This window comes from Colwellia meonggei, from assembly GCF_057537295.1.
This window is the reverse complement of sequence record NZ_BAAJLZ010000002.1, coordinates 224618-248487: the sequence shown is the minus strand read 5'-3', so window position 1 is coordinate 248487 and position 23870 is coordinate 224618. Positions and strand designations below refer to the sequence as shown.

General features: G+C 39.1%; 23 protein-coding genes. 4 read left to right on the top strand and 19 right to left on the bottom strand.

Annotated features, from left to right (window positions below):
- Positions 1–11: 11 nt before the first annotated feature.
- The 6 genes from AC27E9_RS07240 to AC27E9_RS07215 all read right to left on the bottom strand — a co-directional run bounded on the left by AC27E9_RS07240 (position 12) and on the right by AC27E9_RS07215 (position 5568).
- On the bottom strand, positions 12–863 hold the full coding sequence (locus AC27E9_RS07240) for a cyclase family protein (protein WP_487128695.1): 852 nt from the start codon (positions 861–863) through the stop codon (positions 12–14).
- A 54-nt stretch (positions 864–917) separates the two neighbouring features.
- Positions 918–1928 (bottom strand): amidohydrolase family protein, encoded by a 1011-nt coding sequence (locus tag AC27E9_RS07235; protein ID WP_487128693.1) that lies wholly within the window; start codon positions 1926–1928, stop codon positions 918–920.
- Positions 1929–1949: 21 nt separating this feature from the next.
- Entirely contained in the window at positions 1950–2525 is a 576-nt protein-coding gene (locus AC27E9_RS07230) for a cupin domain-containing protein (protein ID WP_487128692.1), read from the bottom strand.
- 3 nt (positions 2526–2528) lie between these two features.
- A complete protein-coding gene (locus tag AC27E9_RS07225) occupies positions 2529–2960 on the bottom strand; it encodes a RidA family protein (protein WP_487128690.1) in 432 nt (143 codons plus the stop codon).
- A gap of 366 nt (positions 2961–3326) precedes the next feature.
- Positions 3327–4769 (bottom strand): aldehyde dehydrogenase, encoded by a 1443-nt coding sequence (locus tag AC27E9_RS07220; RefSeq protein WP_487128688.1) that lies wholly within the window; start codon positions 4767–4769, stop codon positions 3327–3329.
- Positions 4770–4779: 10 nt separating this feature from the next.
- Positions 4780–5568, bottom strand: coding sequence for an SDR family oxidoreductase (locus AC27E9_RS07215; RefSeq protein ID WP_487128686.1), 789 nt, complete (start codon positions 5566–5568; stop codon positions 4780–4782).
- A gap of 555 nt (positions 5569–6123) precedes the next feature.
- Here AC27E9_RS07215 and AC27E9_RS07210 point away from each other — a divergent pair.
- Positions 6124–7461: an amidohydrolase gene (locus tag AC27E9_RS07210; protein ID WP_487128684.1), complete on the top strand. Its 1338-nt coding sequence runs from the start codon at positions 6124–6126 to the stop codon at positions 7459–7461.
- 80 nt (positions 7462–7541) lie between these two features.
- Here AC27E9_RS07210 and AC27E9_RS07205 read toward each other — a convergent pair whose 3' ends face one another.
- Positions 7542–8288: a substrate-binding periplasmic protein gene (locus AC27E9_RS07205; protein WP_487129184.1), complete on the bottom strand. Its 747-nt coding sequence runs from the start codon at positions 8286–8288 to the stop codon at positions 7542–7544.
- A gap of 216 nt (positions 8289–8504) precedes the next feature.
- Positions 8505–8972 carry an Hsp20 family protein gene (locus AC27E9_RS07200; protein ID WP_487128682.1) on the bottom strand — a complete coding sequence of 156 codons (468 nt, stop codon included), beginning with the start codon at positions 8970–8972 and terminating at the stop codon, positions 8505–8507.
- Positions 8973–9025: 53 nt separating this feature from the next.
- Here AC27E9_RS07200 and AC27E9_RS07195 point away from each other — a divergent pair, with 53 nt between their 5' ends.
- Positions 9026–9193, top strand: a complete 168-nt coding sequence (locus tag AC27E9_RS07195) for a hypothetical protein (protein ID WP_487128680.1) — start codon at positions 9026–9028, stop codon at positions 9191–9193.
- A gap of 121 nt (positions 9194–9314) precedes the next feature.
- Here AC27E9_RS07195 and tpx read toward each other — a convergent pair whose 3' ends face one another.
- Positions 9315–9917 carry a thiol peroxidase gene (tpx, locus tag AC27E9_RS07190; protein ID WP_487128678.1) on the bottom strand — a complete coding sequence of 201 codons (603 nt, stop codon included), beginning with the start codon at positions 9915–9917 and terminating at the stop codon, positions 9315–9317.
- Between the two features lie 255 nt (positions 9918–10172).
- Here tpx and AC27E9_RS07185 point away from each other — a divergent pair, with 255 nt between their 5' ends.
- Entirely contained in the window at positions 10173–11279 is a 1107-nt protein-coding gene (locus tag AC27E9_RS07185; protein ID WP_487128677.1) for a response regulator, read from the top strand.
- A 2-nt stretch (positions 11280–11281) separates the two neighbouring features.
- On the top strand, positions 11282–12241 hold the full coding sequence (locus tag AC27E9_RS07180) for a GGDEF domain-containing protein (protein ID WP_487128675.1): 960 nt from the start codon (positions 11282–11284) through the stop codon (positions 12239–12241).
- A 104-nt stretch (positions 12242–12345) separates the two neighbouring features.
- Here the strand turns inward: AC27E9_RS07180 and AC27E9_RS07175 are convergent, their stop codons facing one another.
- From AC27E9_RS07175 to AC27E9_RS07130, 10 genes are all read right to left on the bottom strand, one after another.
- Positions 12346–12705, bottom strand: coding sequence for a VanZ family protein (locus tag AC27E9_RS07175; RefSeq protein ID WP_487128673.1), 360 nt, complete (start codon positions 12703–12705; stop codon positions 12346–12348).
- 3 nt (positions 12706–12708) lie between these two features.
- Positions 12709–14388, bottom strand: coding sequence for an amidohydrolase (locus AC27E9_RS07170; RefSeq protein ID WP_487128671.1), 1680 nt, complete (start codon positions 14386–14388; stop codon positions 12709–12711).
- Between the two features lie 167 nt (positions 14389–14555).
- Positions 14556–15770, bottom strand: a complete 1215-nt coding sequence (locus AC27E9_RS07165; protein WP_487128669.1) for an ABC transporter permease — start codon at positions 15768–15770, stop codon at positions 14556–14558.
- A gap of 26 nt (positions 15771–15796) precedes the next feature.
- Positions 15797–17107, bottom strand: coding sequence for an ABC transporter permease (locus AC27E9_RS07160; protein WP_487128667.1), 1311 nt, complete (start codon positions 17105–17107; stop codon positions 15797–15799).
- A gap of 30 nt (positions 17108–17137) precedes the next feature.
- Positions 17138–17839: an ABC transporter ATP-binding protein gene (locus tag AC27E9_RS07155; protein ID WP_487128665.1), complete on the bottom strand. Its 702-nt coding sequence runs from the start codon at positions 17837–17839 to the stop codon at positions 17138–17140.
- Between the two features lie 336 nt (positions 17840–18175).
- Positions 18176–19453, bottom strand: a complete 1278-nt coding sequence (locus tag AC27E9_RS07150) for an efflux RND transporter periplasmic adaptor subunit (protein ID WP_487128663.1) — start codon at positions 19451–19453, stop codon at positions 18176–18178.
- A gap of 223 nt (positions 19454–19676) precedes the next feature.
- Positions 19677–21257 (bottom strand): apolipoprotein N-acyltransferase, encoded by a 1581-nt coding sequence (gene lnt, locus AC27E9_RS07145; protein WP_487128661.1) that lies wholly within the window; start codon positions 21255–21257, stop codon positions 19677–19679.
- A 6-nt stretch (positions 21258–21263) separates the two neighbouring features.
- Positions 21264–22142 (bottom strand): CorC family transporter, encoded by an 879-nt coding sequence (locus AC27E9_RS07140; protein ID WP_487128659.1) that lies wholly within the window; start codon positions 22140–22142, stop codon positions 21264–21266.
- Positions 22143–22299: 157 nt separating this feature from the next.
- A complete protein-coding gene (ybeY, locus tag AC27E9_RS07135; RefSeq protein WP_487128657.1) occupies positions 22300–22776 on the bottom strand; it encodes an rRNA maturation RNase YbeY in 477 nt (158 codons plus the stop codon).
- Positions 22766–23842 (bottom strand): PhoH family protein, encoded by a 1077-nt coding sequence (locus tag AC27E9_RS07130; protein ID WP_487128655.1) that lies wholly within the window; start codon positions 23840–23842, stop codon positions 22766–22768. The genes ybeY and AC27E9_RS07130 overlap by 11 nt, the downstream gene beginning before the upstream one ends.
- Positions 23843–23870: the final 28 nt, after the last annotated feature.

The window sequence follows — 23870 nt, the reverse complement described above, 5'->3', positions numbered from 1 at the left end:
GTTTATTATTATTATTCGTTGTCGATTATCGGCGTTGCTCGATATAGCACAGGCCTGCTTGGTGCTGCATCATTAATAAATGCTGGTGTTTGTAAATTGACAAAATAAAAACCATCAGCAATGTCATTATCTATATAAGCTAATTCAGTAATGGTTTTATTGCACAAGCTATTGGCACTAGCTTGATGTGTGCCTTCAGCGACATGCCAAAATAAATGGTGACATGTCAGCAAGCCATTGTCGTCAAGACGATCTAATGATGGAACATCCAAAATTAAGTGTTCAACACCACGCTCGTTAAGATACAAAATCGCTTCACGAGTCAGAAATGCCGGCTGATTTTTATCATGGTAGGCGGCTTGGCATTTCGTACTGCTGTTAGGCAGTGTTCTTATGGCAACGGTTTGTAGTTGCTCATTCGTGTACCGAGTTAATTGAGTTGCGAGTTGTTGGTGATCAATAACTATATCTTGAATATTAAATGGTGGACTGTAACTGTCACTAGATTTACTTGCCAATATCGGTGTTACGGATATTAATGCACATGGCATTATTGCTGGCAGTTTAAGTGCAGCTATTTTGGTTGCTAAATGGTCACTGGCATCACAAATGTGCGCAATAGTTTCAGTATGAGTACCATTACAATGAGGATTGAGCGTCAGTTCATTAACATTACAGCTACCACCTTGCTCAGTATCACCGATAAAACTGCCAGCTTGCATAGGCGACGATAATGCAGGTGTGGCACCGAAATGATTTGGTTGTTGCTTGCTATCATTAAAACAGACTGAGATTGCTAATGAGACACCACTATCAAAAGCAATACGGTAACTTTGCTTTGCTAACATTATGTTAGTTAACATGACAAAACCTCCGAGATAGGAGCTGGCTTATTTGCTTTAAATGAGGTTTCGTTCTCATAAAAACTGCTCCTTTTTTAACCCCAACCAATTTAGTGCGCTACCATGCAATAGTTTGGCTTTAATGTCATCACTAAAGGCACTCTCTTCAATCAACTTTCCTGGGCTAAGCTCGCCAAGTGGGAATGGGTAGTCTGTGCCTAGAGCGATGTTATCTGGCCCCATTAAATCAACAAGGTATTTCAACGCAAGCGGGTCGTGAACAAGTGAGTCTAAATAAATTTGTGGTAAGAATTCGCGCGGGTTAACAGGGCAGTCAACGGCGCATAAATCAGGGCGAACATTAAAGCCATGCTCTATGCGGCCAATTGTAGCTGGAAATGAGCCACCGCCGTGGGCAAAGGCTATTTTTAGCTTAGGCAGACGCTGTAATACACCGCCAAAGATCATTGAACAAATTGCTAAGCTTGATTCTGCGGGCATACCTACAAGCCAAGGTAACCAGTATTTCGGCATTTTTTCTTTTGCCATCATATCCCACGGATGAACGAATACCGAGGCTCCTAAGTCTTGAGCCGCTTCAAATATAGGAAAGAGTTGTTCGTGGTCTAAATTCCAATCATTAATATGAGAGCCAATTTGAATACCTGCTAAACCAATATCTTTTACACAACGTTCTAGTTCTTTGATGGCTAAATCTGGTGCTTGCATAGGTACAGTGCCTAAGCCAACAAACCGTTTTGGATGCTCTGTTACTATGCCTGCAATATGGTCGTTTAAATACTTTGCAAGATCTAAAGTATCATTAGGCTTTGCCCAGTAGTTAAACATCACAGGTACGGTTGAAAGTACTTGCACGTCAACATTGTGCTGCTGGCAGTCTTGCAAACGTATTTGAGGATCCCAGCAATTATGTTCTATTTCACGAAAAAATTTATCATCAACCATCATGCGTGCGCAGCCACATTTATGATGATCTAAACTAACAAAGCCACCATAACCGTATTTCTCGCGTAAGTCGGGCCAAGTTTTTGGCAGAATATGTGTGTGAATATCAATTTTTAACACTTAATTTTACTCCCTTAGCCACTATGGTTTCGTTGTTGTAAAGCCGCATTTTTTGCATTGGCAGTTTTCAGGTTTGCTATAGAAATTATTAAAAACAATCGGCAAGTCGGTTTCTATATTGTCTAGGCAAAATTGCTGGTTATACAATGGCGCTTTACATTGCTGGCAAAACCAAAATAGTGCGTCTTGCTGGCCAGGTGCCCGTTTTTGCTCAACCACTAAGCCAACACTGTTTTCAAACCTTTGGGGTGAATGCAAAACTCTAGGTGGCAATAAGAAAATTTCGCCAGCCTTAATCGGAATATCAACGAACTCAACGGCTTGAGATACATGTTTTACTAATTTTTCACATAACTGCGGGTAACAATCCTGTTCTTCATTATTAATTACAGTAAGTACCATTTCTCCTTCTAGTTGATAGAAGAGCTCTGGGGTTTCGTTATAATGAAAGTCAGTACGATTATTTGGGCCACCAACAACCATAACAATATAGTCGTCTTGTTCGAATATTTGTTTATTGCACACTGGCGGCTTTAATTGTTCTCGGTGATCGTCAATCCATTGTTGCAAGTTAAATGGCATGGCAAAGTTAAACATGCGTTATTCTCCTTTTGCGCTCGGTAGTGCCGCAATACACTTCAACTCTATGGCGATTGGGGTTGGCAGTTTGTTGATTTCAACTGTGGTACGACAGGGCATATTCTCTGAAAAATATTCAGCATAAATGCGATTATAGGTAGCAAAATCATCTTTCATATTGGTTAGAAATACCGTGACATCCACTAAATCCATCCAGCTTGCACCCGCTGCGGCCAAAATTGTGCTGATGTTTTGAAAAACACTATGACACTGGGCAGCAATATCGTAATCAACAATCTCGCCATTTTTATCAAGCTCGACGCCCGGGATATCTGAACTGCCTGCTTGGCGTGGGCCAACGCCAGAGAGAAATAATAAATTCCCGACTTGGCGAGCATGTGGATATAAACCTACAGGTTTAGGGGCTTGTTCAGCATTAAAAAGTTCAGACATAATGTTTTCCATTGTAATTATTATTAGTATCTAGAAGCGCAGCTAATTAGAGATCACTTATTGCCTAGCATTAGGCACAGGTTGTCGCTGAGCTAAATTGTTGTATTACGAATTATTGCGTTGGTTCGCTTAAATAATTATCTTAATAACATTTTGTTTAAGACCACAGGCAGCGGCTTTTCTACGTAAAAAGTATACGTAAAGTACATACGCAACAGCGTCAACTGTTATAAATACAGTTTAGCTTATTAAGAAAGGAGAGCAGTCAAATCAAGGTCCATTTGCAGCCTAATGCACTAGCAAATATCGCTCCTGATGACTTAAATTTACAACAAGTTTGGTTCATTTGATTCTTAAAACCTTGAATTAATATTTAATACAAACATTTTTACTTTCAGTAAAGAAACGCATGGCTTCTAGGCCTCCTTCTCGGCCTAATCCTGACTGGTTCATACCACCAAATGGTGTTCGTAAATCACGTAGTAACCAGCTATTAACCCAAACGATACCTGTGTTGATTTGCTCCGCAATTTGATGAGCGCGAGATAAATTCTTCGTCCAAATTGTCGCAGCAAGGCCGTAGTTGCTGTCATTCGCTAGCGCCAAGGCTTGTTCATCGGTATCGAACGGTTGTAGTGTAATTACTGGACCAAATATTTCTTCTTGATTACAGCTTGCTGAATTTGGCAAGTTATCGATTATCGTTGGCTGTAAAAAATAACCCTGTTGGCAACGACCCGATAACGTTACTCGTTGACCGCCAGCTAATACATTGCCGCCCTCATTTTTGGTAAGTTCAACATAGCTAATCACTTTATCTAAGTGTGATTTGGAGACGAGTGCACCCATTTTACTCTCAGCAAGTAGTGGATCACTTGGTTGTAAGGCATTGGCTTTATCAATAAGTGCTTGCTTGAACTTTTTATAAATAGGTCTTTCGATATAAATTCTAGATGCGCACAAGCAAATTTGCCCTTGGTTAGCAAAACTTGCCCGAAACACTTCATCAACCGTATTGTTAAAATCACAATCAGTAAATATTAAAGCAGGGTTTTTACCGCCAAGCTCTAGGGATAGTTTCTTAAAGCTAGGCGCTAATAGTTTTGCGATAGCGGCTCCTGTTGTTGTGCCACCAGTAAAGGAAATTGCCTTAATCGCTTGGTGTTGACAAATAGCCTGACCGACTTTTGCACCACTACCATGTAAAATATTGAGTACGCCAGCAGGCAGGCCGACTTTTTGACATATTTCACCAAGCAATGCCGCTGTTTTCGGTGTGACTTCTGAAGGTTTTGCAACCACACAATTACCAGCGGCTAATGCTGGCGCAATTTTCCAGGTAAATAAATAAAGTGGTAAATTCCAAGGGGAAATGCAGCCAACAATGCCAATAGGTTGTCTTAAGGTGTAATTTATTGCCACGCCAGCCATAGCATGCGATTCACTAGCAAATTGTGAACAGGTATGAGCAAAAAACTTAAAGTTACTGGCAGCTCTAGGAATATCAACTGTGCGTGCCAGTGAAATTGGCTTACCGTTGTCAATTGACTCTGCAAGAGCCAATTCATCAATTCTATTTTCTATTTCTTGTGCAATGGCATTAAGAAAATCAGCTCTTTGTTCTAATGGCATTGCTTGCCAAGCAGGCAATGCTTTTTTAGCGGCTGTCACGGCGAGCTCAACATCTTCGCCAGTACTGTCGGGAATCTGTCCGTATATCTCGCCCGTAGCGGGCTCAATATTGTCAATATATTGCTGACTTTGTGGCGCTTGATATTGACCGTTAATAAAGTTTGCTATGGTATCCATATTCACACCTCTATAAACAGCTAGTACGTCCGCCGTCAACAGGCAAGTTAATACCCGTAATGTAGCCAGCTGCAGGAGATGCTAAAAATGCCGCTGCGGCAGCAAATTCTTCTGGAGCGGCAAAACGGCGCATTGGAATTTGCGCTTTTTCATTTTCAGTTGCTTGCGCGATTGAAATATCTTGCTTCTTTGCTTTACCAGCAATAATTGCATCTAGTCGGGCTGTGGCTGTTGCTCCTGGTAAAACATTATTTACTGTGATTCCGTCTGGGCCGAGTTCATTGGCGAGAGTTTTTGCCCAACTTGCTACGGCACCACGAATAGTATTGGAAACGCCTAACCCTGGAATAGGTTGTTTTACTGACGTTGAAATGACATTAATGATTCGACCGTACTGGTTGGCTTTCATTGCCGGTATCAGTGCTTGAACTAAGTGGTGATTAGTTACTAGGTGCAAATTAAAGGCATCGATAAACGCTGTAACATCGCTTGTACTTGCTGGACCTGGTGCAGGACCGCCAGTATTGTTGATTAAAATATCGTAACCACCATTTTGTTCGACATCAGCAAGAATTACGTTATTAACTTGCTCTGGTTGAGAAAAATCTGCGGTTAATACTTGATGAGTCTGTCCCTGAGCAACATTAAGTGATTGTTGAACCTCTGCAAGCTTTTCTGCGTTGCGAGAAAATAAGGTAACACTAGCACCTAAATTGGCAAGTTCAACTGCACAAGCTCTGCCAATACCTTGGCTACTACCGCAGACTAATGCACGTTTTTGGGTTAAATTAGTATCCATTTTTGACCTTTTTTATAGTAATTCTTATGCTTAAATTTTCGGCTGGCTGCAATCTGGAATTGCCACTATCTTGACCTGAAAATATAAGTTGTCATTTTTTATTAGCACTTTTTTATCACAATAAAAAATTTAATGTCAGCAAAATGTTGGCAAAAATTGTGCAAAATTGTTGGCATAGTGTCATTAAAAATTGCCGTTGATAATTTAATCTTAACTTGCTGGTAAAAAAATCTTATCCCCGAGGCTCATAAATTAAGAATTAAACAAAAGTTGTATTAAATTGCAGTAATTAGTCTCAGTTTGCTGGCTAAGTAGCCAGTGTGCTGGCTGATTAAGCACATTTTAACTGTTTAATATCTGACTTTTATTAGCTAAAAAGAGAGCAAAAATAACCAGAAAACTGCAGTTGGTAGTCGCAACTATTTTGTTATCTGTCGAAAAGGACGAGACATATCGATTAAAGCTGGTTACAGTGATTTAATAAAAACAATATAAATTACGCTGGAAATAAACTACGAGTAGATGATTTTTTCTCGGCGTTAAATGGAGTGATAAATGAACCGTAAACCTCTTTCTATTTTAATAGCTGCGAGTTTAACTCTGGCTACGATAGCGACATCAAATGTTTATGCCTTTGAAAAGAATATCCGCCAAGATATTGCCAATGATTACCAACAGCATTTAGCGCCATTATGGGATCATTTTCATCGTAACCCTGAGCTTTCGCTGATGGAAACGAAAACAGCAAAGAAGTTAGCAAATGAGCTAAGTGAAGCTGGTTTTAAAGTTACTGAAAACGTTGGTGGTACCGGCATAGTTGCGCTAATGAAAAATGGTGACGGGCCTATGGTGATGGTGCGTGCTGATATGGATGGCTTGCCGGTGGTTGAACAGTCTGGCTTAAGTAACGCCTCAACAGTAAAAATGAAAGACTGGAATGGTGAAATGGTTGGCGTTATGCATGCGTGTGGTCATGATGTGCACATTACCAGCTTAGTTGGTACTGCCCGTTATATGGCGGAAAATAAAGACAAATGGTCAGGTACCTTGATGTTGATTGGCCAGCCGGCCGAAGAGAGAGGACCTGGTGCTTCTGCAATGATGGCAGATAATTTATGGCAGCGTTTCGGTCAACCAAATTATGCTTTTGCATTTCATGTAAGCGCTAATACAGAAGCAGGAAAGATTGTTGTTGATGAAGGCTCTCCTTATGCTGGCGCGGATACTGTTGATATTACGGTTCACGGTATTGGGGCACATGGTGCTTCGCCGCATCAAGGAAAGGATCCTATTGTTATAGGCGCGCAAATTGTTAATAATTTACAAACCATAATTAGTCGAGAATTAGCACCACGTTATGCTGGTGTTATTACCGTTGGTGCTTTTCATGCTGGCACTAAACACAATATTATTTCTGACCAAGCGAAACTGCAATTAACCGTGCGCAGTTTGACGCCTGAAGTGCGTGAGCAGTTACTATCAGCAATTAAACGTATTGCAATTGGCACAGCACGTACTGCTGGTATGCCAGAAGATAAGTTACCAGAAGTAGTCGTGAGTGAGTTTTCTTTTCCACCTACCTTTAATGATCAAAAACTTGCTAAGCGCTTAAAAACCGTTTTAAGTGATAAAATGGGCAGTGAGACGTTACTTGAACCTGCTGAAACAGGTATGGGCGCAGAAGATTTTGGTTTCTTCACTACAGAGCCTTATATTCCAAGTGTTTATTTTAAAGTTGGTGGTACACCAAAAGCTGATTTTGAGCGAGCAGCTGCTGGCGGCGCAGCGGTGCCAAGTCACCATAGTCCGCAATTTAAAGTTAGCCCTGAACCTGCCGTGAAGGCAGGTGTAGAAGCAACAGTGCACGCTTTACTTGATGTTATGGCTAAGTAATTTTTGCATTTTAATAGGTGCGCAGCTTAACGCTGCGTGCCGATAATTTATAGATATCAAATATTAAAATAAGCTAATTATTAATATTTAGGTGATATTAGGTTAAGCATCTTGCCTTGCCATTTTTGTTTGATATTGGCAAATCTCCCTTCTTTTTCCATTGTATTCATCGTTGTTTTAAGTACTTCCACAATTTCCTTGTTTGTATTTAAACTGCAGGCAAAATAAAAATCTAAGGTTAAATCATGCAAAACATAAACACTTTTATATTTTGCTGCTTCGACTGAATTTTTAACCCTATGATTGAGCAGATCGTCATTAAGCACAATAAGATCTATTTGACGACTTGGAGTTTCAAGTAGTTGTAACAAGGCGTCATAATTATTCATCACATAAAGATTTTTATCTTCAGTAAAGCCCTTAGAAGCTAGAAAGTGATGAGTTACATCATCTTTAATTACCGCTGTTTTGTAATTTTTAGCTTGTGCTAAATGATTAATCTTGATTGGATTACTACTTAATGCATACAAAGAAATCGTACTATTAGTAATATGACCGACCCACTGAAATAGTGGTTTGCGCTCAGGAATATTGGCTAAAGAATAGATACACGTGTTTTTGTCTTGTAGGGCACTATTGTATGACAATGTCCAAGGGTGTGCTTCAAGGTGGTAGTCTATATTTGCGGCGTCAAGTACAGCGGTGACAATCTCTGTTGATAAGCCTTTAACCCCAGTTTTTGTCACGATCTGAAATGGTGCTAAATGTTCAGTAACAACATTTAACTTAGCTGCAAAGGCATTGCTACATAGCGATAAGGTGAAAATTATCTTAGCTAATCGTACGTATATGGTAGCGCGAATATTCAGTTGGCTAACCCTAGTTTTTCAAAATGATATTGTTTTACTATAAGCACAATTGTTAAAAGCGCAATTGTTAAATTTAGGAATACTTGCTTAACCGTGATGTCGATGTTAAATACAAAAAAGCCCAGTCAATGACTGGGCAAAAAACAAAAGGGAGAAACTAATCAAGTAAAAGGGTTAACTTTTTTCCTCTGCATTTTCTTGATTTAATAAGCTTTTACCATTAATTGCAATTTTTCTTGGTTTCAAAGCTTCTGGAATTTCTCGTTCTAAATCTATATGTAATAAGCCATGTTCCATAAAGGCACCAATAACTTTTACATGGTCGCCTAATTGAAATTTGCGCTCAAAATTTCTCTCGGCAATGCCTTGATGTAAAAACTTACGTTCGGCTTTATTACTATTACTGGCTTTTGTGCCGGTAACAATTAAGGTGTTTTGCTTTGATTCTATTTCCAGTTCTTCTTCAGCGAAGCCGGCAATAGCCATTGTAATTCTATATTGATCTTCCGCCAATAATTCAACGTTGTACGGTGGGTAAGAAGATTGTTTGTCTGCTCTTGAGGCTTTATCAATTAATCCAGCTAAGTGATCAAATCCGATAAATGAGCGGTAAAGTGGGCTGAAATCTGTAGATGTACGCATAATTCATATCCTATTTTAGGTTAGCAATATGTTGTCTCTTTAAGTTTTTTCTGATGCTAAAGCCAGCTTTATTGCCGCGAATTATTGCACCTGAAATTGAAAACTTTCAGAGTTTAAGTGTGCCTTTCAATATTGAACAGGCGGTTAATGTAGACCCTATCGGCGACTACAATATTAAAGATGGGATTGATGCGATTTTTTTCAAGAGAAAAGTTAAATAAAATTTAACTTATTTTGAGTTTTATGCGATAAGTCATTGATAGGAATGTATTTAAAGTATTTAATTTTCCATTAAAGAAACCGATTTGAAGGGCGTTTCTTTAATGGATTATTGAATAGCGATTACTCTGAATCTTCAGTTGTTGTTATTTCTTCTTTCGGGGCTGCGACTTCGCTTAATGACTTCAACTTTGTTAATGCGGTTTCGTAATCAGGATGTTGAGAAATATTGCCAACGAGCTCTTTATAGGCAATATTGCCATCGGCGTTAATGATGAAGATTGCTCGGGTTAATAAGCCCATATCTTTAATAAGCAGGCCATAGTTGTGGCCAAAATCACGCCATACTGCATCTGATAGCACTTTGATTTTATCGACTTTTTCTGTTTTACAAAAACGTTTTTGCGCAAAAGGTAAGTCATTACTTATCGTTAGCATCACAACATCGTTTGGCAAATTTGCCACTTCTTCATTAAAACGCTTAGTTTGTATTGAACATACGCCAGTATCTAAGCTAGGAACTACTGAAATTAATACATGTTTTCCCTTAAATTCATTTAATGTCACGGGTGAAAATGATTCAGTTACAACCTTAAAGTTTGGCGCCTGCTGCCCTAAATTAACTTGATTGCCTAACAAAGTGACATACTTTTTTCCAGCCATTACCAAGTTGCTGGTTTCGTTCAGGTTATTGGTTGCTACTTCGGCCGAAGCAGTAAATATCATTAGGCTGCTTAGCACAGAGATTAAAGGTAATTTGAAAACTTTCATTTTTTGGTCATTTAGCTGAGGTAAAATATTGATCAAGCTTACCTTTGCATAAGAAAAATTGCGAATAAAACGTGTTTTATTTTCAAAAGCTAACTATTGTTTATTATAATGTAACAACAGTTTTACCGTGCATATGTATTGGTGAATATACCTTGCTGAGTAATTTGATTTAGCTAAATTTTGAAGTAGCAACTTAGGGTTCTTTCCTTTATGCCAACATCTTTGTTAATTTGTGATGATTCTAATATGGCGCGTAAGCAAGTTGCGCGCTCGCTTCCCGATGGATGGGATGTCGATATAACCTTTGCTAAAAACGGCGTTGAAGGGATAGCCGCAATTAAAGAAGGAAAAGGAGACGTACTTTTACTTGATTTGAATATGCCGGAAATGGATGGTTATCAAGTATTAGAAACCATTTTAAAACAAGACTTACCAACTCTGGTTGTGGTTATTTCTGGTGATATTCAACCAGAAGCCCATGAACGGGTGAAAAGTTTAGGCGCTTTAGATTTTATTAAAAAGCCAGTTGATAAAAACAAGCTAACTGACATATTGCAAGCTTATGGTGTGTTTAATCAAGCTGATTTACAGAAAAAAAATGCAGCGGTTCCACAAGTTGCCATTGAAGAAAATCAGACTGAACATATTGAGTTACCTCCGGTTGCAGAAAGTAGCTCTCCTAGCCAAGACACATTTACTAAGCCTGAAAAATCCACTATTGAACTTGATAACGATATGCGTGATTGTTATCAAGAAATTGCTAACGTCGCTATGGGACAGGCGGGGGATTTATTAGCTCGCTTGCTTGATGTTTTTGTTTTATTGCCAATTCCTAATGTTAACTTAATTGAAGTGAGCGAGTTAACAATGGCTTTGTCTGATGTTGAGTCGAAAGAAAAAACCTCGGGTATATGCCAAGGTTTTATCGGTGCGGGGATTTCAGGTGAAGCATTACTGATTCTAAATGACTCAAGCTTTAAAGATGTAGCTTCATTAATGAATTACCATCATGAGCTTGATAATAACATTGAGTTAGAATTATTGATGGATATGGCAAACTTATTAATTGGTGCTTGCTTAAGTGGAATATCAACTCAGCTTGATATGTCGTTTAGCCAAGGTCACCCAGTAGTTTTGGGACAGCATCGAAAGATTTCTGAACTTATTGCGACTAATACCAACAAGTGGAAGAAAACTCTCGCCATAGAGATCAGCTACAGTATCGAAAACTACCCGATAAAATGTGATTTACTTTTACTTTTTACTGAAGAGTCGGTTACCACACTTAATAACAAAATTGCTTACTTATTGGATTAATGATGTCAGTACAAACAGATCAGTTAAATGAATTACATTGGTTAATGGAAATGTTGCACACCATTGACGTTGGCTTAGTGGTGCTTGACCGAGATTATAGTATTCAAATTTGGAATGGTTTTATGGAAAACCATAGTGGCTTGTTGCCACGTGAAGTAAAAGGGCAGGTGCTATTTTCTCTTTTTGAAGAAATCCCAGAAGACTGGTTCCGACGTAAGGCAGAGTCTGTATTTTTACTGAAAAACAAAGCCTTTACTATTTGGGAGCAAAGGCCATATGTTTTTAAATTTAACAATTATCGGCCAATTACGGGTACGGCAGATTTTATGTACCAAAACACTACCTTTATTCCGTTGATGTCGGCCACAGGTGAAGTAAGTCACTTGTGCTTATTGGTTTATGATGTAACCGATAATGCTATTCATAAAAAAGAACTAGAAAAGGTTAATGCTGACTTGGCGGTACTTAGCCAAACTGACGGCTTAACTAAGTTATTTAATCGTAATCATTGGCAGCATTGTATTGAAGCTGAATTTAAACGCTATACTCGCAGCCAACATTCAAGCAGTTTAGTGATGCTAGATATTGATCATTTTAAAAAGATCAACGATAGCTATGGCCACTTAGTTGGCGATGACGTTATTCGACATTTAGCAAAAGTGATCCGTGAACAAGTGCGTGAAACTGATGTTTCAGGACGTTATGGTGGTGAAGAGTTTGTTATATTATTAGCTGATACTCATCTTGATGACGCAAAAGTTTTTGCAGAACGTTTACGTAAAACTGTTGAAGAGTCAGTGGTGATTTATAACGATATTGAAATTAAATACACTATAAGCTTAGGTATTGCAGAAGTCGCCCCAACATTTAGTTCTGTGTCTCATTGGCTTGAACATGTTGATAATGCTTTGTATCAATCGAAAGAAAGTGGCCGTAACAGAGTAACTGTGCATCAACCGTAATTACGATCTGTTTATGTCAAAAGCAAAAAAGCCCATTAGGGCTTTTTTAATCTAAGTAAATACATCCTTACAGTAGGCGATTTGCAAAAATAGCGACGAATATATTAGCGAGCTCGCTTTGCCATTAACCAATGCAAGCTTTGGGCGATAATAATTGCTAAAAGCACACCGCCGATATTGGCGAATAGATCTAACCACTCGCCATAACGGTTAATATACGGTTGAATAAGCTCAATCATACCGCTCCATAAGATATAAAACAGGGCCAGTCTTAACCAATGTTTCGGTCGACGAAGCGCTGCGGGCAACATTAATAAGCAATAAGAAATAAAATGGTGCGTTTTATCGCTACCGGGTGCAGCAGGTAAATGCTCTACTGGAAATAACGAAGCAATGGTAATAGCCGCTAACGCCACATAAGTTAAACTTTGCCAATAGCGACAGATTAAATTAATTAGCCCCATTGTTTATTTTTTTTGATAAACCAATTTGCCATCTACCCAGGTTTTGTTGACATTAATCTGCCATATATCTTGTTGAGGAATGTCGAATAAGTTTTCCTCAAGTAAAACAAAATCTGCTTTTTTGCCTTTTGCTAAACTACCAATTAACTGCTCCTGGTGGCCTGAATATGCAGCATCTAATGTAAAACTGCGAAATGCTTGTAACGGTGTCATTTTTTCTTTCGCAAACCAGCCGCCTTGAGGGTTGTTGCTATGATCCTGGCGGGTTATTGAAGCATGTAAGCCATAAAATGGATTAGGTGACTCTACTGGAAAGTCAGAACCCGCAGCTATTATGGCATTTGTGTTAAGTAGCTTTTGCCATGCATATGCGCCAAGTATTCTGTCTGCGCCTAATCTATCCTGTGCCATATTTTTATCGCTAGTTGCATGTGTTGCTTGCATTGATGCGATAATGCCTAACTCAGAAAAACGTGGGATATCTTCAAGCCTTAAAACTTGTGCATGTTCGACACGGTGCCTTAGTGCTTTACTATCAGTCTTTTCAATATATTTTTCATAAGTATCGAGTACTAATTTATTGGCGTTGTCACCGATTGCATGGCTGTTAACTTGAAAGCCTAACTTCATAGAGGTATTGACAAGCAGTTCAAATTCTTTTGGCGTATTGAGTAACAAGCCTCTGTGACCAGGATGGTCAGAGTAATCTTCTATTAATGCCGCTCCACGACTGCCCAAGGCGCCGTCGGCTTGAATTTTTACGCTGTTAAAAGTTAGCATGTCATCACTGCTTTGATAATGACCTTTTGCTAATGTTTGCTGCCAATTATCTGATGGTAAATACAACATAGCATTAATTCTAATACTCATTTTTCCTTCTTGGCTTAGTGCTTTAAAGGCAGCCAAATTTTCAGAGTCAATACCCGCATCATGTACGCTTGTGAGGCCATAGCCAGCCAATGTATCCATGGCCTTAACTAGCACTTGCTTTTGTTGCTCCATGGTGAGTGGTGCAATGGCATTATCGATAAGTGCCATGGCATTATCGATAAACACGCCGGTAGGCTGGCCATCGGCGCTTTTAATAATATCACCACCATCAGGTGATTTGGTCTCAGCGCTTATACCAGCTAAAGCCATGGCTTTTGAATTTGCCCAGCCAGCGTGACCGTCTACCCGTTTGAGCCAAACTGGTCGGTCGGGGAAAAGCTTATCTAAGCTTTTTGCCGTCGGAAATGCATTACTGGGCCACTGAGTTTGGTTCCAACCTCGGCCTTGTATCCAAGTTAGACCAATATTTTCTTTTGCGTATTTTAACGTTTTATGAACAGCATCTTGTTCCGAGGAACTATTAACAAGGTCAGCGCGTAGTAAGCTCAGGCCATAACTTAGAATATGTCCGTGAGCATCTATGAGGCCTGGAATTAAGGTTTTTCCTTGGCCATCAATTACTGTGAGCTCTTTTGTACTCGGTATTTTATCGCTTGATGAATAAAGGTGATCAATCTTATCGTCAGTAAATTGAATCGCAGAGAAGTTCTTTAGCTTATTACCGTCAAGTGTATAGCCTTGTACGTTTTTAATGACTGTGGTTTGCGCCAAACTATTTGATGGGGCTAATGCTGCAAAAACTAGTGGGCTAAAAACTAATGCACTTTTGATGGTTGTCGACAAACTCTTCATTAAACTTCCTTGGTTCTATTTTTTTGTTGCTAAATACTAGCATGAAAAATATAGAAACCTTGATTTTTTGTCGAAAGACTATTGAATTTATAGATAAAAAAAGGGCCCGAGGGCCCAATATAGATAGCAATAGTTTATTCCAGTTTTCGGTCAGTAACGCGAAGTTATCAAATGGTTCGGGTTGCTGTTGCAGGTGCTATTAATGCCGCTTTTCTAGCAGGGTATAATACTGCCAGCTGACCGACAATAAACAATGCAACAACGCCAAAAGCGACGAGTTCGAAACTGATTGGAGAAAGGTTAAAGGTGTTCACTAGCCACATGTTAAGTGCAACAGCACCGATACAACCAATAACATTCCCTATGGTTGAGATAATAAAATTTTCCATCATGAAATAGCGCATAATCTGGCCTTTGGTTGCGCCAAGAGCGCGACGTGTACCGATTTGTTTGGTGCGTCTATTAATACTGAATATAGCTAAGCCTACTATGCCAAACCCTGTAATTAGGGTTAGTGTTATCACAACCGTGGTGAGAATTTTATTCGTTGCATTATGCTGGCGATAACTGCGTTTACGGGTATCTTCAACTGTTGTTACTCGGCGAATAATACGTTCTTTATCACTTTCTGCTAGGGCTTTTTCAATAACTGGCATTAGGGCATCACGCTGGCCTTCTTCAGTACGAATAAAGTAATAGCTACCTTTAGACTCTCGATGAAACGGCACTAACATGCTGCGTTCAACACCATTCCAGCCATTCCATGGCGCTTGTAATGCTTTAACAATACCAATAATTTGCATTGGCTGAGTTTGTGAAATATATACCGTTTTTCCGATAGCTGATTGCCAGTCATCAGGGTATAAGTTCTCAGCAAATGCCTTAGTGATAATAGTTTTTGCTGGCCATGTTGACTGCCCGTCTTTACGTAGTTCGATATCTTCTTGAGTAAAGTTAGTGCCAGCTATGAGCTCTAGTCCCATGCTATTAATGGCGTGCTCGTCAACCATGTAAACCGCAGTGCCTACCGCATCTTTGTCTTCACCAGGCTCGTGTTGTAATGCCATAGACCAACCACTACTGCTTAACGGGATCGCATTAATTTGAATTGCATCTACAACACCTGGGGTATTGCGGATCATGTGCAAATCGGTTTGTAATTGCGCCTGAATATTATAGTCTTGACCAAATATCGTATTGGTAAGATAAAAAGTATTAGCTTCATCTAGACCACTGTCACGCTGCATTTGTTGTTGGCGATCTTGGATCATAAAAATCGCATTGACCATAATCGTCATTGTTAACGCTATTTGCAGTGCAATAAGTAAGGCACCAATTTTATTGCGCGCTAAGGCGCGGATAATAAGTCCTGTTTCTAACATAGTTATTTCCTACTTTTGCTGGCAATTTATTGGCTTTTTAATTGTTGGGCGGGCTGAATATTACATGCCCGCCATGTTGGGTATAAACCGGCTAATATGGTTGAAATAAGTGCAAGAGCAACGGCTAATATCGCCATGTTAGTATCTAAACTTGCTAAGCCTTGCATATAATCACCATAAAGGTTTTCAACACCTTTTAGCCCTAAGTAAGCCAGAAACAAACCGAGTATTCCGCCTAAAATGCCAATGCAAGCTGATTCAATAATGTACTGACTAAACAGGGTACTTTTACTCGCTCCTAATGCTTGGCGCAAACCAATTTCTGGTGCTTTACCTAAGAATTTTGCCAGTAATAAACCGACAGTATTAAGTAAACATACAATGAGAAACATAAATGACATAGCCATCATCATTTGCGCGTCGTCTGCAACAACTTCTTGTGCCTCTAACCATTGCATTACATTACTTAAACGGTTATCTAACGGGCGTTGAAAACGGCCAAACTGCTTTTGCTCTTCAACATAAGCATTAAGAAATTGCAAATAATCTTGTTTGTCTTGCTCAGTTTTTAACTCCACCCAGAATTGAGTCCAAATACATTCGGAAGCAAGAAATGCTTTAAAGCCATCACCTGAAGGTTTCCAACAATTGGTGTTTCCTGACCGAGATATTTTTTCGTCTTCAATTAAGTGAAACGGAACAAAAATGTCTTCAGAGTCATTAAAAGCGCCTGTAGTTATATCGTAAAAGCGGGGTTTAGGTTGCCAAGTATCAATGACCCCCACCACACGAAACATATTGCCTTCAAGTTTTATAGACTTGCCGACGGAGTCTGTACCACCAAATAGCTTGTCATTAGTTTCTTTGCTTAAAACCACAACAAACTCTTTGCTTTCATCACTTTGATTCGACCAGCCGCTTCCGTAAATAAATGGCACGTTAAACATGGAGAAAAAGTCAGCTGAATTTGCTCGGCCGTTAACGATTAAAGGCAATATCTCTGGATCTTCAGGCTCTATTACCCCGAACGCTTGCGCTTGAATATTTTGACGAAATGCTTTTTGCGCCCGCATTAAGTTGGTTGAATCTGTAAAAGTTAATTGATCAGGTGGATTTAAGCCGTCATCAAATGGGTCATTAACATCCCAACTATCAAGTTGCACATAAAATAATTGCTCACTTTTTTCTGGAATAGGGTTGGCAGACATCAGGTAATTTACTGTTACCGTAGTCATCGCCGCACCAATGCCTAAACCTATAGCACATACCATTAATAGGCTTAAGCCCCAGTGTCGAACTATGCTGATCCAAGCAAGTCGTAAATAGTAACTAAACATATTTTTATCCTTGTCCTTGTTGGAATTAAGTTAGGCAATCGCTTTATCGGCGTTCGACGCGACAATTTCCAATTCACTTACTCGGCCATCTTTGACTTGAATGGTGCGTTTGGCACGTTGTGCTAATTCAGCATCGTGTGTCACCATAATAATGGTGGTACCTTGTTGATTAATCTCTTCAAGTAAACTCATTACGCCTTTCGCCATTTCAGAATCTAAATTACCAGTTGGCTCATCTGCTAACAAAAAACGTGGATCAGTAGCAAGTGCTCGAGCAATAGCGACACGTTGTTGTTGTCCACCAGATAGTTGACTAGGTAGATGTTTCATTCGCGATGCTAAACCAACGCGTTCTAAGTTTTCTTCTATTCGACGCTTCCTTTCTTTAGCATTAAAACCACGATAACGTAATGGTACGTCGACATTGTCATACAAGTTTAAGTCAGGGATCAGATTGAAACTTTGAAATATAAAGCCTATTTTTTGGTTTCGCATTCGAGAGCGGCCGTTGTCATTTAACTTACCTACATCTTCGCCATCAAGTAAAAACTCGCCATTAGTGTAGGTTTCAAGCAGGCCGGCAATATTTAAAAATGTTGTTTTTCCTGAGCCGGAAGGGCCGGTGACACTGACGAAATCACCCTCGTTAACCTGTAAACAAAAGTCGCGCAGTGCGTGTGTTTGGATATCGGCGGTTTGAAATATTTTATTGATATTTTTCATTACTAACATGTTAAGTTCCCTTGTATAGATTAGGCAGCGAACTGCGCTTTTATTATCGCTATTTTAATTTGAGTGCGTTTAGGGGCTATTGCTCTTTCATTTTAGTCTCTGCTATCGGCTAATATTTAAGATAACAAGGCGGAAATCATGCTATGTAGTTATTCTACTTTAATGCTTTCCAACGATGTTAGCTTGAAAATTAGCCATAGCCCTTTGGGTTGCCTTGAAAAAGCGTTACTCTTTGTTGCTTAAAGTGCATTTGGAACAACCAAACATTAAATTAAGCGCCTCGATTAACACCTTTTTCAAGAGCAACAGAGCTATAAACTGAAAGTTCAACAGCCCCTAGTCACTGAGTAATACTTGATCGGCGGCATTAAAGGTGTCGGTACCCGAAATAATTATTTGGTCACCTACATTTAAACCTTGTAATATTTCAACATGACTTAAGCTGCGGGCACCTGTGGTAATAGCTGTTTTCTCCGCGAGACCGTTAACCACTTTATATGCAAAACGACCACCACTGCTGTCAAGAAACTGTCCACGCTGTACTTGCAGTACGTTTTCTTTATATTCCAAAATAATTTGTGTGTTTAAGCGTTGATTTTGACGTAACTTTCTTGGCGTTTCATCGGTGAAACGCACTCGCCCAGTAACCTGATTGTTCAGTATTTCGGGGGAAATTGTTACTAAGCGAGCACGAAAGGGCCGTTGTTCAAATTGAATATTAACTTCCATGCCTATGGCTAAGTCATCGGCATAGCTTTCTGGGATCTCTATTTCAACTTCGAACTGCGAAAGATCAACTATGGTTAGAATTGCTTGGTTTTTACTTAAAAAGGTTTTATTGTCGGTACTAAGGTTACCCACAATGCCATTAACTGGCGACGCGATATTTAAGCCGTCTACCTGACGTTGAAGTTCTTTCACCAACAAAGTTTGACGGCGAATATCGAGCTTTAATGATTTGCTATCAAAGTCTAAACTTTCCGCATTTAATGCCGCGTCTTGTACTGCGTGTTTATGCTGTAAGTTTGCCTGCTCTAATTCATCTTGCGCTTTTTCAAAATCGATTTGGCTAATAGCACTTTTCTCATAACCTAAGTCTGCACGACGCTTTTCTCGGTTTGCAGTAATCAATTTTACATTAGCTAAATCAACTGCTTTTTGATCAATTAAGCGTTGTTTCTTTGCTTGTATGCTTTGACGTTCAAAGCTAGATTGCAAACTTTCTAAAGTTGCTTGTTGTTGAAACAATTGGCTGTTTAATTCCGGACTTTCAAGTTTAGCAATAACTTGCCCTTGTTTTACTTCATGGCCCGCTTCAATCATTAAAGTAATAGTACCATCGGCAGGGCTGTATACGGTTGGACTAACGGCTGCAACGACACGGCCTAGTACCGAAATATCACGTGTGAAGTCGCCTTGAGTAATTGTAGCGAGCCTGACTCGTTCAAGTGATACTGACTGTTGAGCTTTACTCCAGCGAGATGCTGCTGGTGCAACTTGCCAAATAAAACTTACGATCACTAAGGCAGCTAGGGTTAAAACTAGCCAGCGTTTTTTGCTGGATGTGGTTGTTATTATTTTACTATCTTGTGCACTGGTGTCTTTAATCGACATGACTTTTCCCCCGAATGTCAATAATCAGTGTTTGTTATTGAGCAAAATTACTTGCTAAGTAACACTGACATAAACTTAAGTCGTTATGAGAAAGGAAAAGGTTTAAAAAGAATGTAATTAATTGTTATTTCGTTACAGAAGGCAACTAGATAGGATGGTTAATTGCAGTATATCGGCGCTTACTTGTTAACAAATAGTGGAAGTAAGACAATGCTGGCGTTAATTACGCTGCAGTTCGTCTTTCCCTATACAGGCGTACTAATGCCACGGCTAAAAATAGTAATGGAATAGCAAAATCAATTACACGAGTATAGCGGGCATAAGGTGTTACGCCGCGAACGATTGCCACTTGGCCATTTAATACTGCTTCTTCAAATTGTGGTATTTGATTAGTGATATTGCCATGATGATCCACCAATGCGGTGATACCATTATTGGTTGCCCGTAAAAATGGTCGGCCAAATTCTAAAGCCCGCATGCGAACAATCTCTAAATGCTGATGCGGACCATGAGAGTCACCAAACCAGGCATCGTTGCTTACTGTTAACAACATGTCAGTTTGGTCTGAGAAGTTAGCACTTAGTTGCTCTGCAAAGGCCACTTCAAAACAAATAAGTGGCAAAATTTGGTAGCCATTAGCTACTAAGTTCTTTTGTTGATATTCGCCACGGCTAAATGATGACATTGGTAAGTTAAAAAAGGGTGCTAATGGTCGTAACCATTCCGCAAATGGAACAAACTCACCAATGGGCAATAAATGGTGCTTCGCATAGCGATTGCTGTTGTTGTATTGATAACCACCAAGTTCGTCGTTTGCACTGTATTTACCAATAACAACTAAATTATTATAGTAGTTTTTTGTGTTTACATTGTAATCGATAATACCGGAAATAATAGCGCTGTTATTTAGTAACGCTGAACTTTGTGCTATTTGCAAAAATTCTTGTGCTTGTGTGCTTGGCTCAACAGCCGTAATGGCTGACTCAGGCCAAATAACTAATTCGGCAGGGAAATTTTTTCGTGTTAAGTCTAGGTAGGTTAGCATGGTTGGCCATGTTTGCTCAGGAGCCCATTTAAGCTCCTGTTTAATATTACCTTGAACAATGGCGGTATTTACTTTTTTACCTGTAGGAGTAACCCAGGAAGTGTTGGTCAGAAGTACTGATAGCAAAGTTATGCTTAGCAATACACTCGCTGCAAAATAACGTGTTTTCTTTGTGTTTTTACCAGTGCCTTTAACTAGGTAGAGAAGATTAATGCTAAGGAAAATAACCAGTGCACTGATTCCTTTCTCACCAATAACTGGGGCAAAAACTGATAATGGGCTATTAATTTGACTGTAACCTAAAGTTAGCCAAGGGAAACCGGTTAAGAATACACCACGTAAAAATTCAGCTAATAACCAAAATGGTAAGAGTAGCCATAAATTTACCCCATTATTTAGCGACAAGCGGGCACTTAGATAACAGGCTAAAGCTAAAAATAGTGCTAAATATAAACATAGCAATAGCATTAGTAATAACGAAATGGCTAACGGTAGGCCGCCAAATTGATCGATACTGACATGAACCCAGCTAATACCTGCGGCAAACCAGCCAAAGGCAAAAATAAAGCCTTGTTTAGCGGCATTTTTTGCAGATCTCCCTCGAAGTGTGGACAGCCAAATAGGTAAAACAATAAAAACAATACCGTAAAGAGAGTAGGGCGCGTAACTAAATACCAAACTTAGCCCTAGCAATAAGCTAAGGCCATTTTCTTTATTGGTGATATTTCGTTTAACTCGAGAGAAAAGTTTGTTTAACATGTAGATTTAGTCAACGATTTTACCCGTAACTTGATGTGCTTTTGGTACTGTAACTTGCAATGTTTGAATGCGTCGACTGTCGGCAGACGTTACTTTAAAGATAAATTTATTAATTGTTACATGCTCACTTTTTTTCGGCATATGGCCAAAGTGCTGTAATACAATGCCACCAATGGTATCAGCGTCGCTTTCATTAAATTGCACATTAAAGAATTCATTGAAGTCAGCTAAATTAGTTAAAGATTTTACTTGGTAAACTTGTCCGGCTAAATGCTTTATATCTTCTTCTATTGCGTCATCGGTTTCATCTTCAATTTCACCAACGATAAGTTCAAGGATATCTTCGATTGTAACAACACCTGATACACCACCATATTCATCGACGACAATTGCCATATGATAACGCTGCTGTCGAAATTCTTTTAATAACGGATCAACTTTTTTACTTTCTGGAACGATAATCGCAGGCCTGATAATTTTATCTAAAGTAAACTCTTCTTCAGTTTGCTTAAAACCAAAGGCGAGCAGGTCTTTCGCTAAGAGAATGCCTTCAATATGGTCAATATCTTCATTAATAACCGGAAAACGAGAATGCCCAGATTCAATAATTATTGGCAATGATTTCTCTATCGCATCTTTGATATCTAACGTCACCATTTGTGAGCGCGGGATCATGATATCGCGTACACGCATATCAGATACTTCAAGTACACCTTCAATCATTTGTTTGATTTCAGGGTTGATGAGTTCTCGGTCTTCAGCATCGTTTAATACATCAACGAGCTCTTCTTTATTTCTCGGTTCTCCTGTAAACACCTGAACAATTTTATCCAAGATTGATTTATTAGTAGAACCGTTACTAGAGTGGGGGTGGTCGTCGCTCATAGAGCCTTGTTATATCCTTGTTGTTCGAATGTATAATTCAAAAAGTAGTTGATTAGTTTGTAACCGATTTTTAATTATTTCAAGTATTAAATCGTTATTTTATGACTCTGTTACAATTTCATTAAACTAATTTAATTAACTACAATTTCCGCTATCGCTAGTTTTCGTTTATCTCATATGGTGCAGGAAAGCCTAATGTGGTGATAATTTTACTTTCCAGCGCTTCCATTTCTTCTGCTTCATCATCATTAATGTGGTCAAACCCCAGTAAATGTAAACAACCGTGAACGACCATATGTGCCCAATGGGCTTTCAATGCTTTTTTCTGTTCTTCAGCTTCAGCTTCGACAACTGCAATACAAATTATTAAGTCGCCTAGCAAATTTAATTTAATTCCTTCTGGCACTTCAAATGGAAAAGATAAAACATTGGTTGGTTTATCTTTTCCACGGTATTGGCTATTGAGCTGCTGACTTTCCTCACTTGAAACTAATCTAATCGTTAACTCAAATGGCTTGTTAAATTGTTTTAATGCAGCTTCAGCCCAACATTGAAAATCTTTCTGGCTAGGCAAATTTCCGTTGTCACAAGCAATTTGTAAATCAACGTCAATAGTTGGACCGTTACTTTTCATTTGAACTTTCACTTAAATTATTTGCAGCGCGAGCTATTTCATCAGCTTTACGTTGATGCTTTTCTTGTTTCAAACGATTCTCTTTTTGTTCAAAGGCGTCATACGCTTCAACAATACGGCCAACGACAGGGTGTCGCACTACATCTTTAGATTGAAAGAAATTAAAGCTGACTCCCGAAATATCATCTAGTACTTCAATTGCATGACGTAGCCCAGATTTTTGTCCTCGAGGTAAATCTACTTGTGTAATATCACCAGTGATTACCGCGCGTGAATTAAAGCCAATACGGGTTAAAAACATTTTCATTTGCTCGACGGTGGTATTTTGACTTTCATCAAGAATAATAAAAGCATCATTCAAAGTTCTGCCGCGCATATAAGCTAGTGGCGCAACCTCAATAACATTACGTTCAATAAGCTTTTCAACTTTTTCGAAACCTAACATTTCAAATAAGGCATCATAAAGTGGGCGTAAATATGGATCGACCTTTTGCGATAAATCACCAGGAAGAAAACCAAGTTTTTCACCTGCTTCAACTGCTGGACGAGTAAGTAATATACGTCTAATTTCTTGGCGTTCTAATGCGTCAACAGCACAAGCGACCGCTAAATAGGTTTTACCTGTGCCTGCAACACCAACACCGAAGCTAATATCGTTAGTGATAACGTTACGAACATAATTTTGCTGGTTTTCATTTCTAGGCTTAATAATGCCACGTTTGGTTTTAATGGTAACCATGTCGTCAAATTTAGCATCAAGTTGAGTTGGCTCTGTTTCTAGGGTACCAGCATCAATAATGGCTAAGTGTACAACCTCAGGCGTAATATCTTTCGATCTACCTTTAACGGTTTCTGTTTCAAGGTATAGATTAACTAAAAGTTGTTTTACTGCTTGGCAGTTTATGGTTTTGCCAGTAACTTTAAATTCGTGGCTTTTATAGCTGATTTCAACCCCCATACGACGTTCAATCGTTTTAAGATTGTCGTCAATAGCACCACAAAGGTTTGCTAGCCGGTTATTATCAGCTGGGGATAATTCAAAGGTAATACTGGTATTTTTACTCAAAAGTTATTCCTGATACAGATAACAAAAT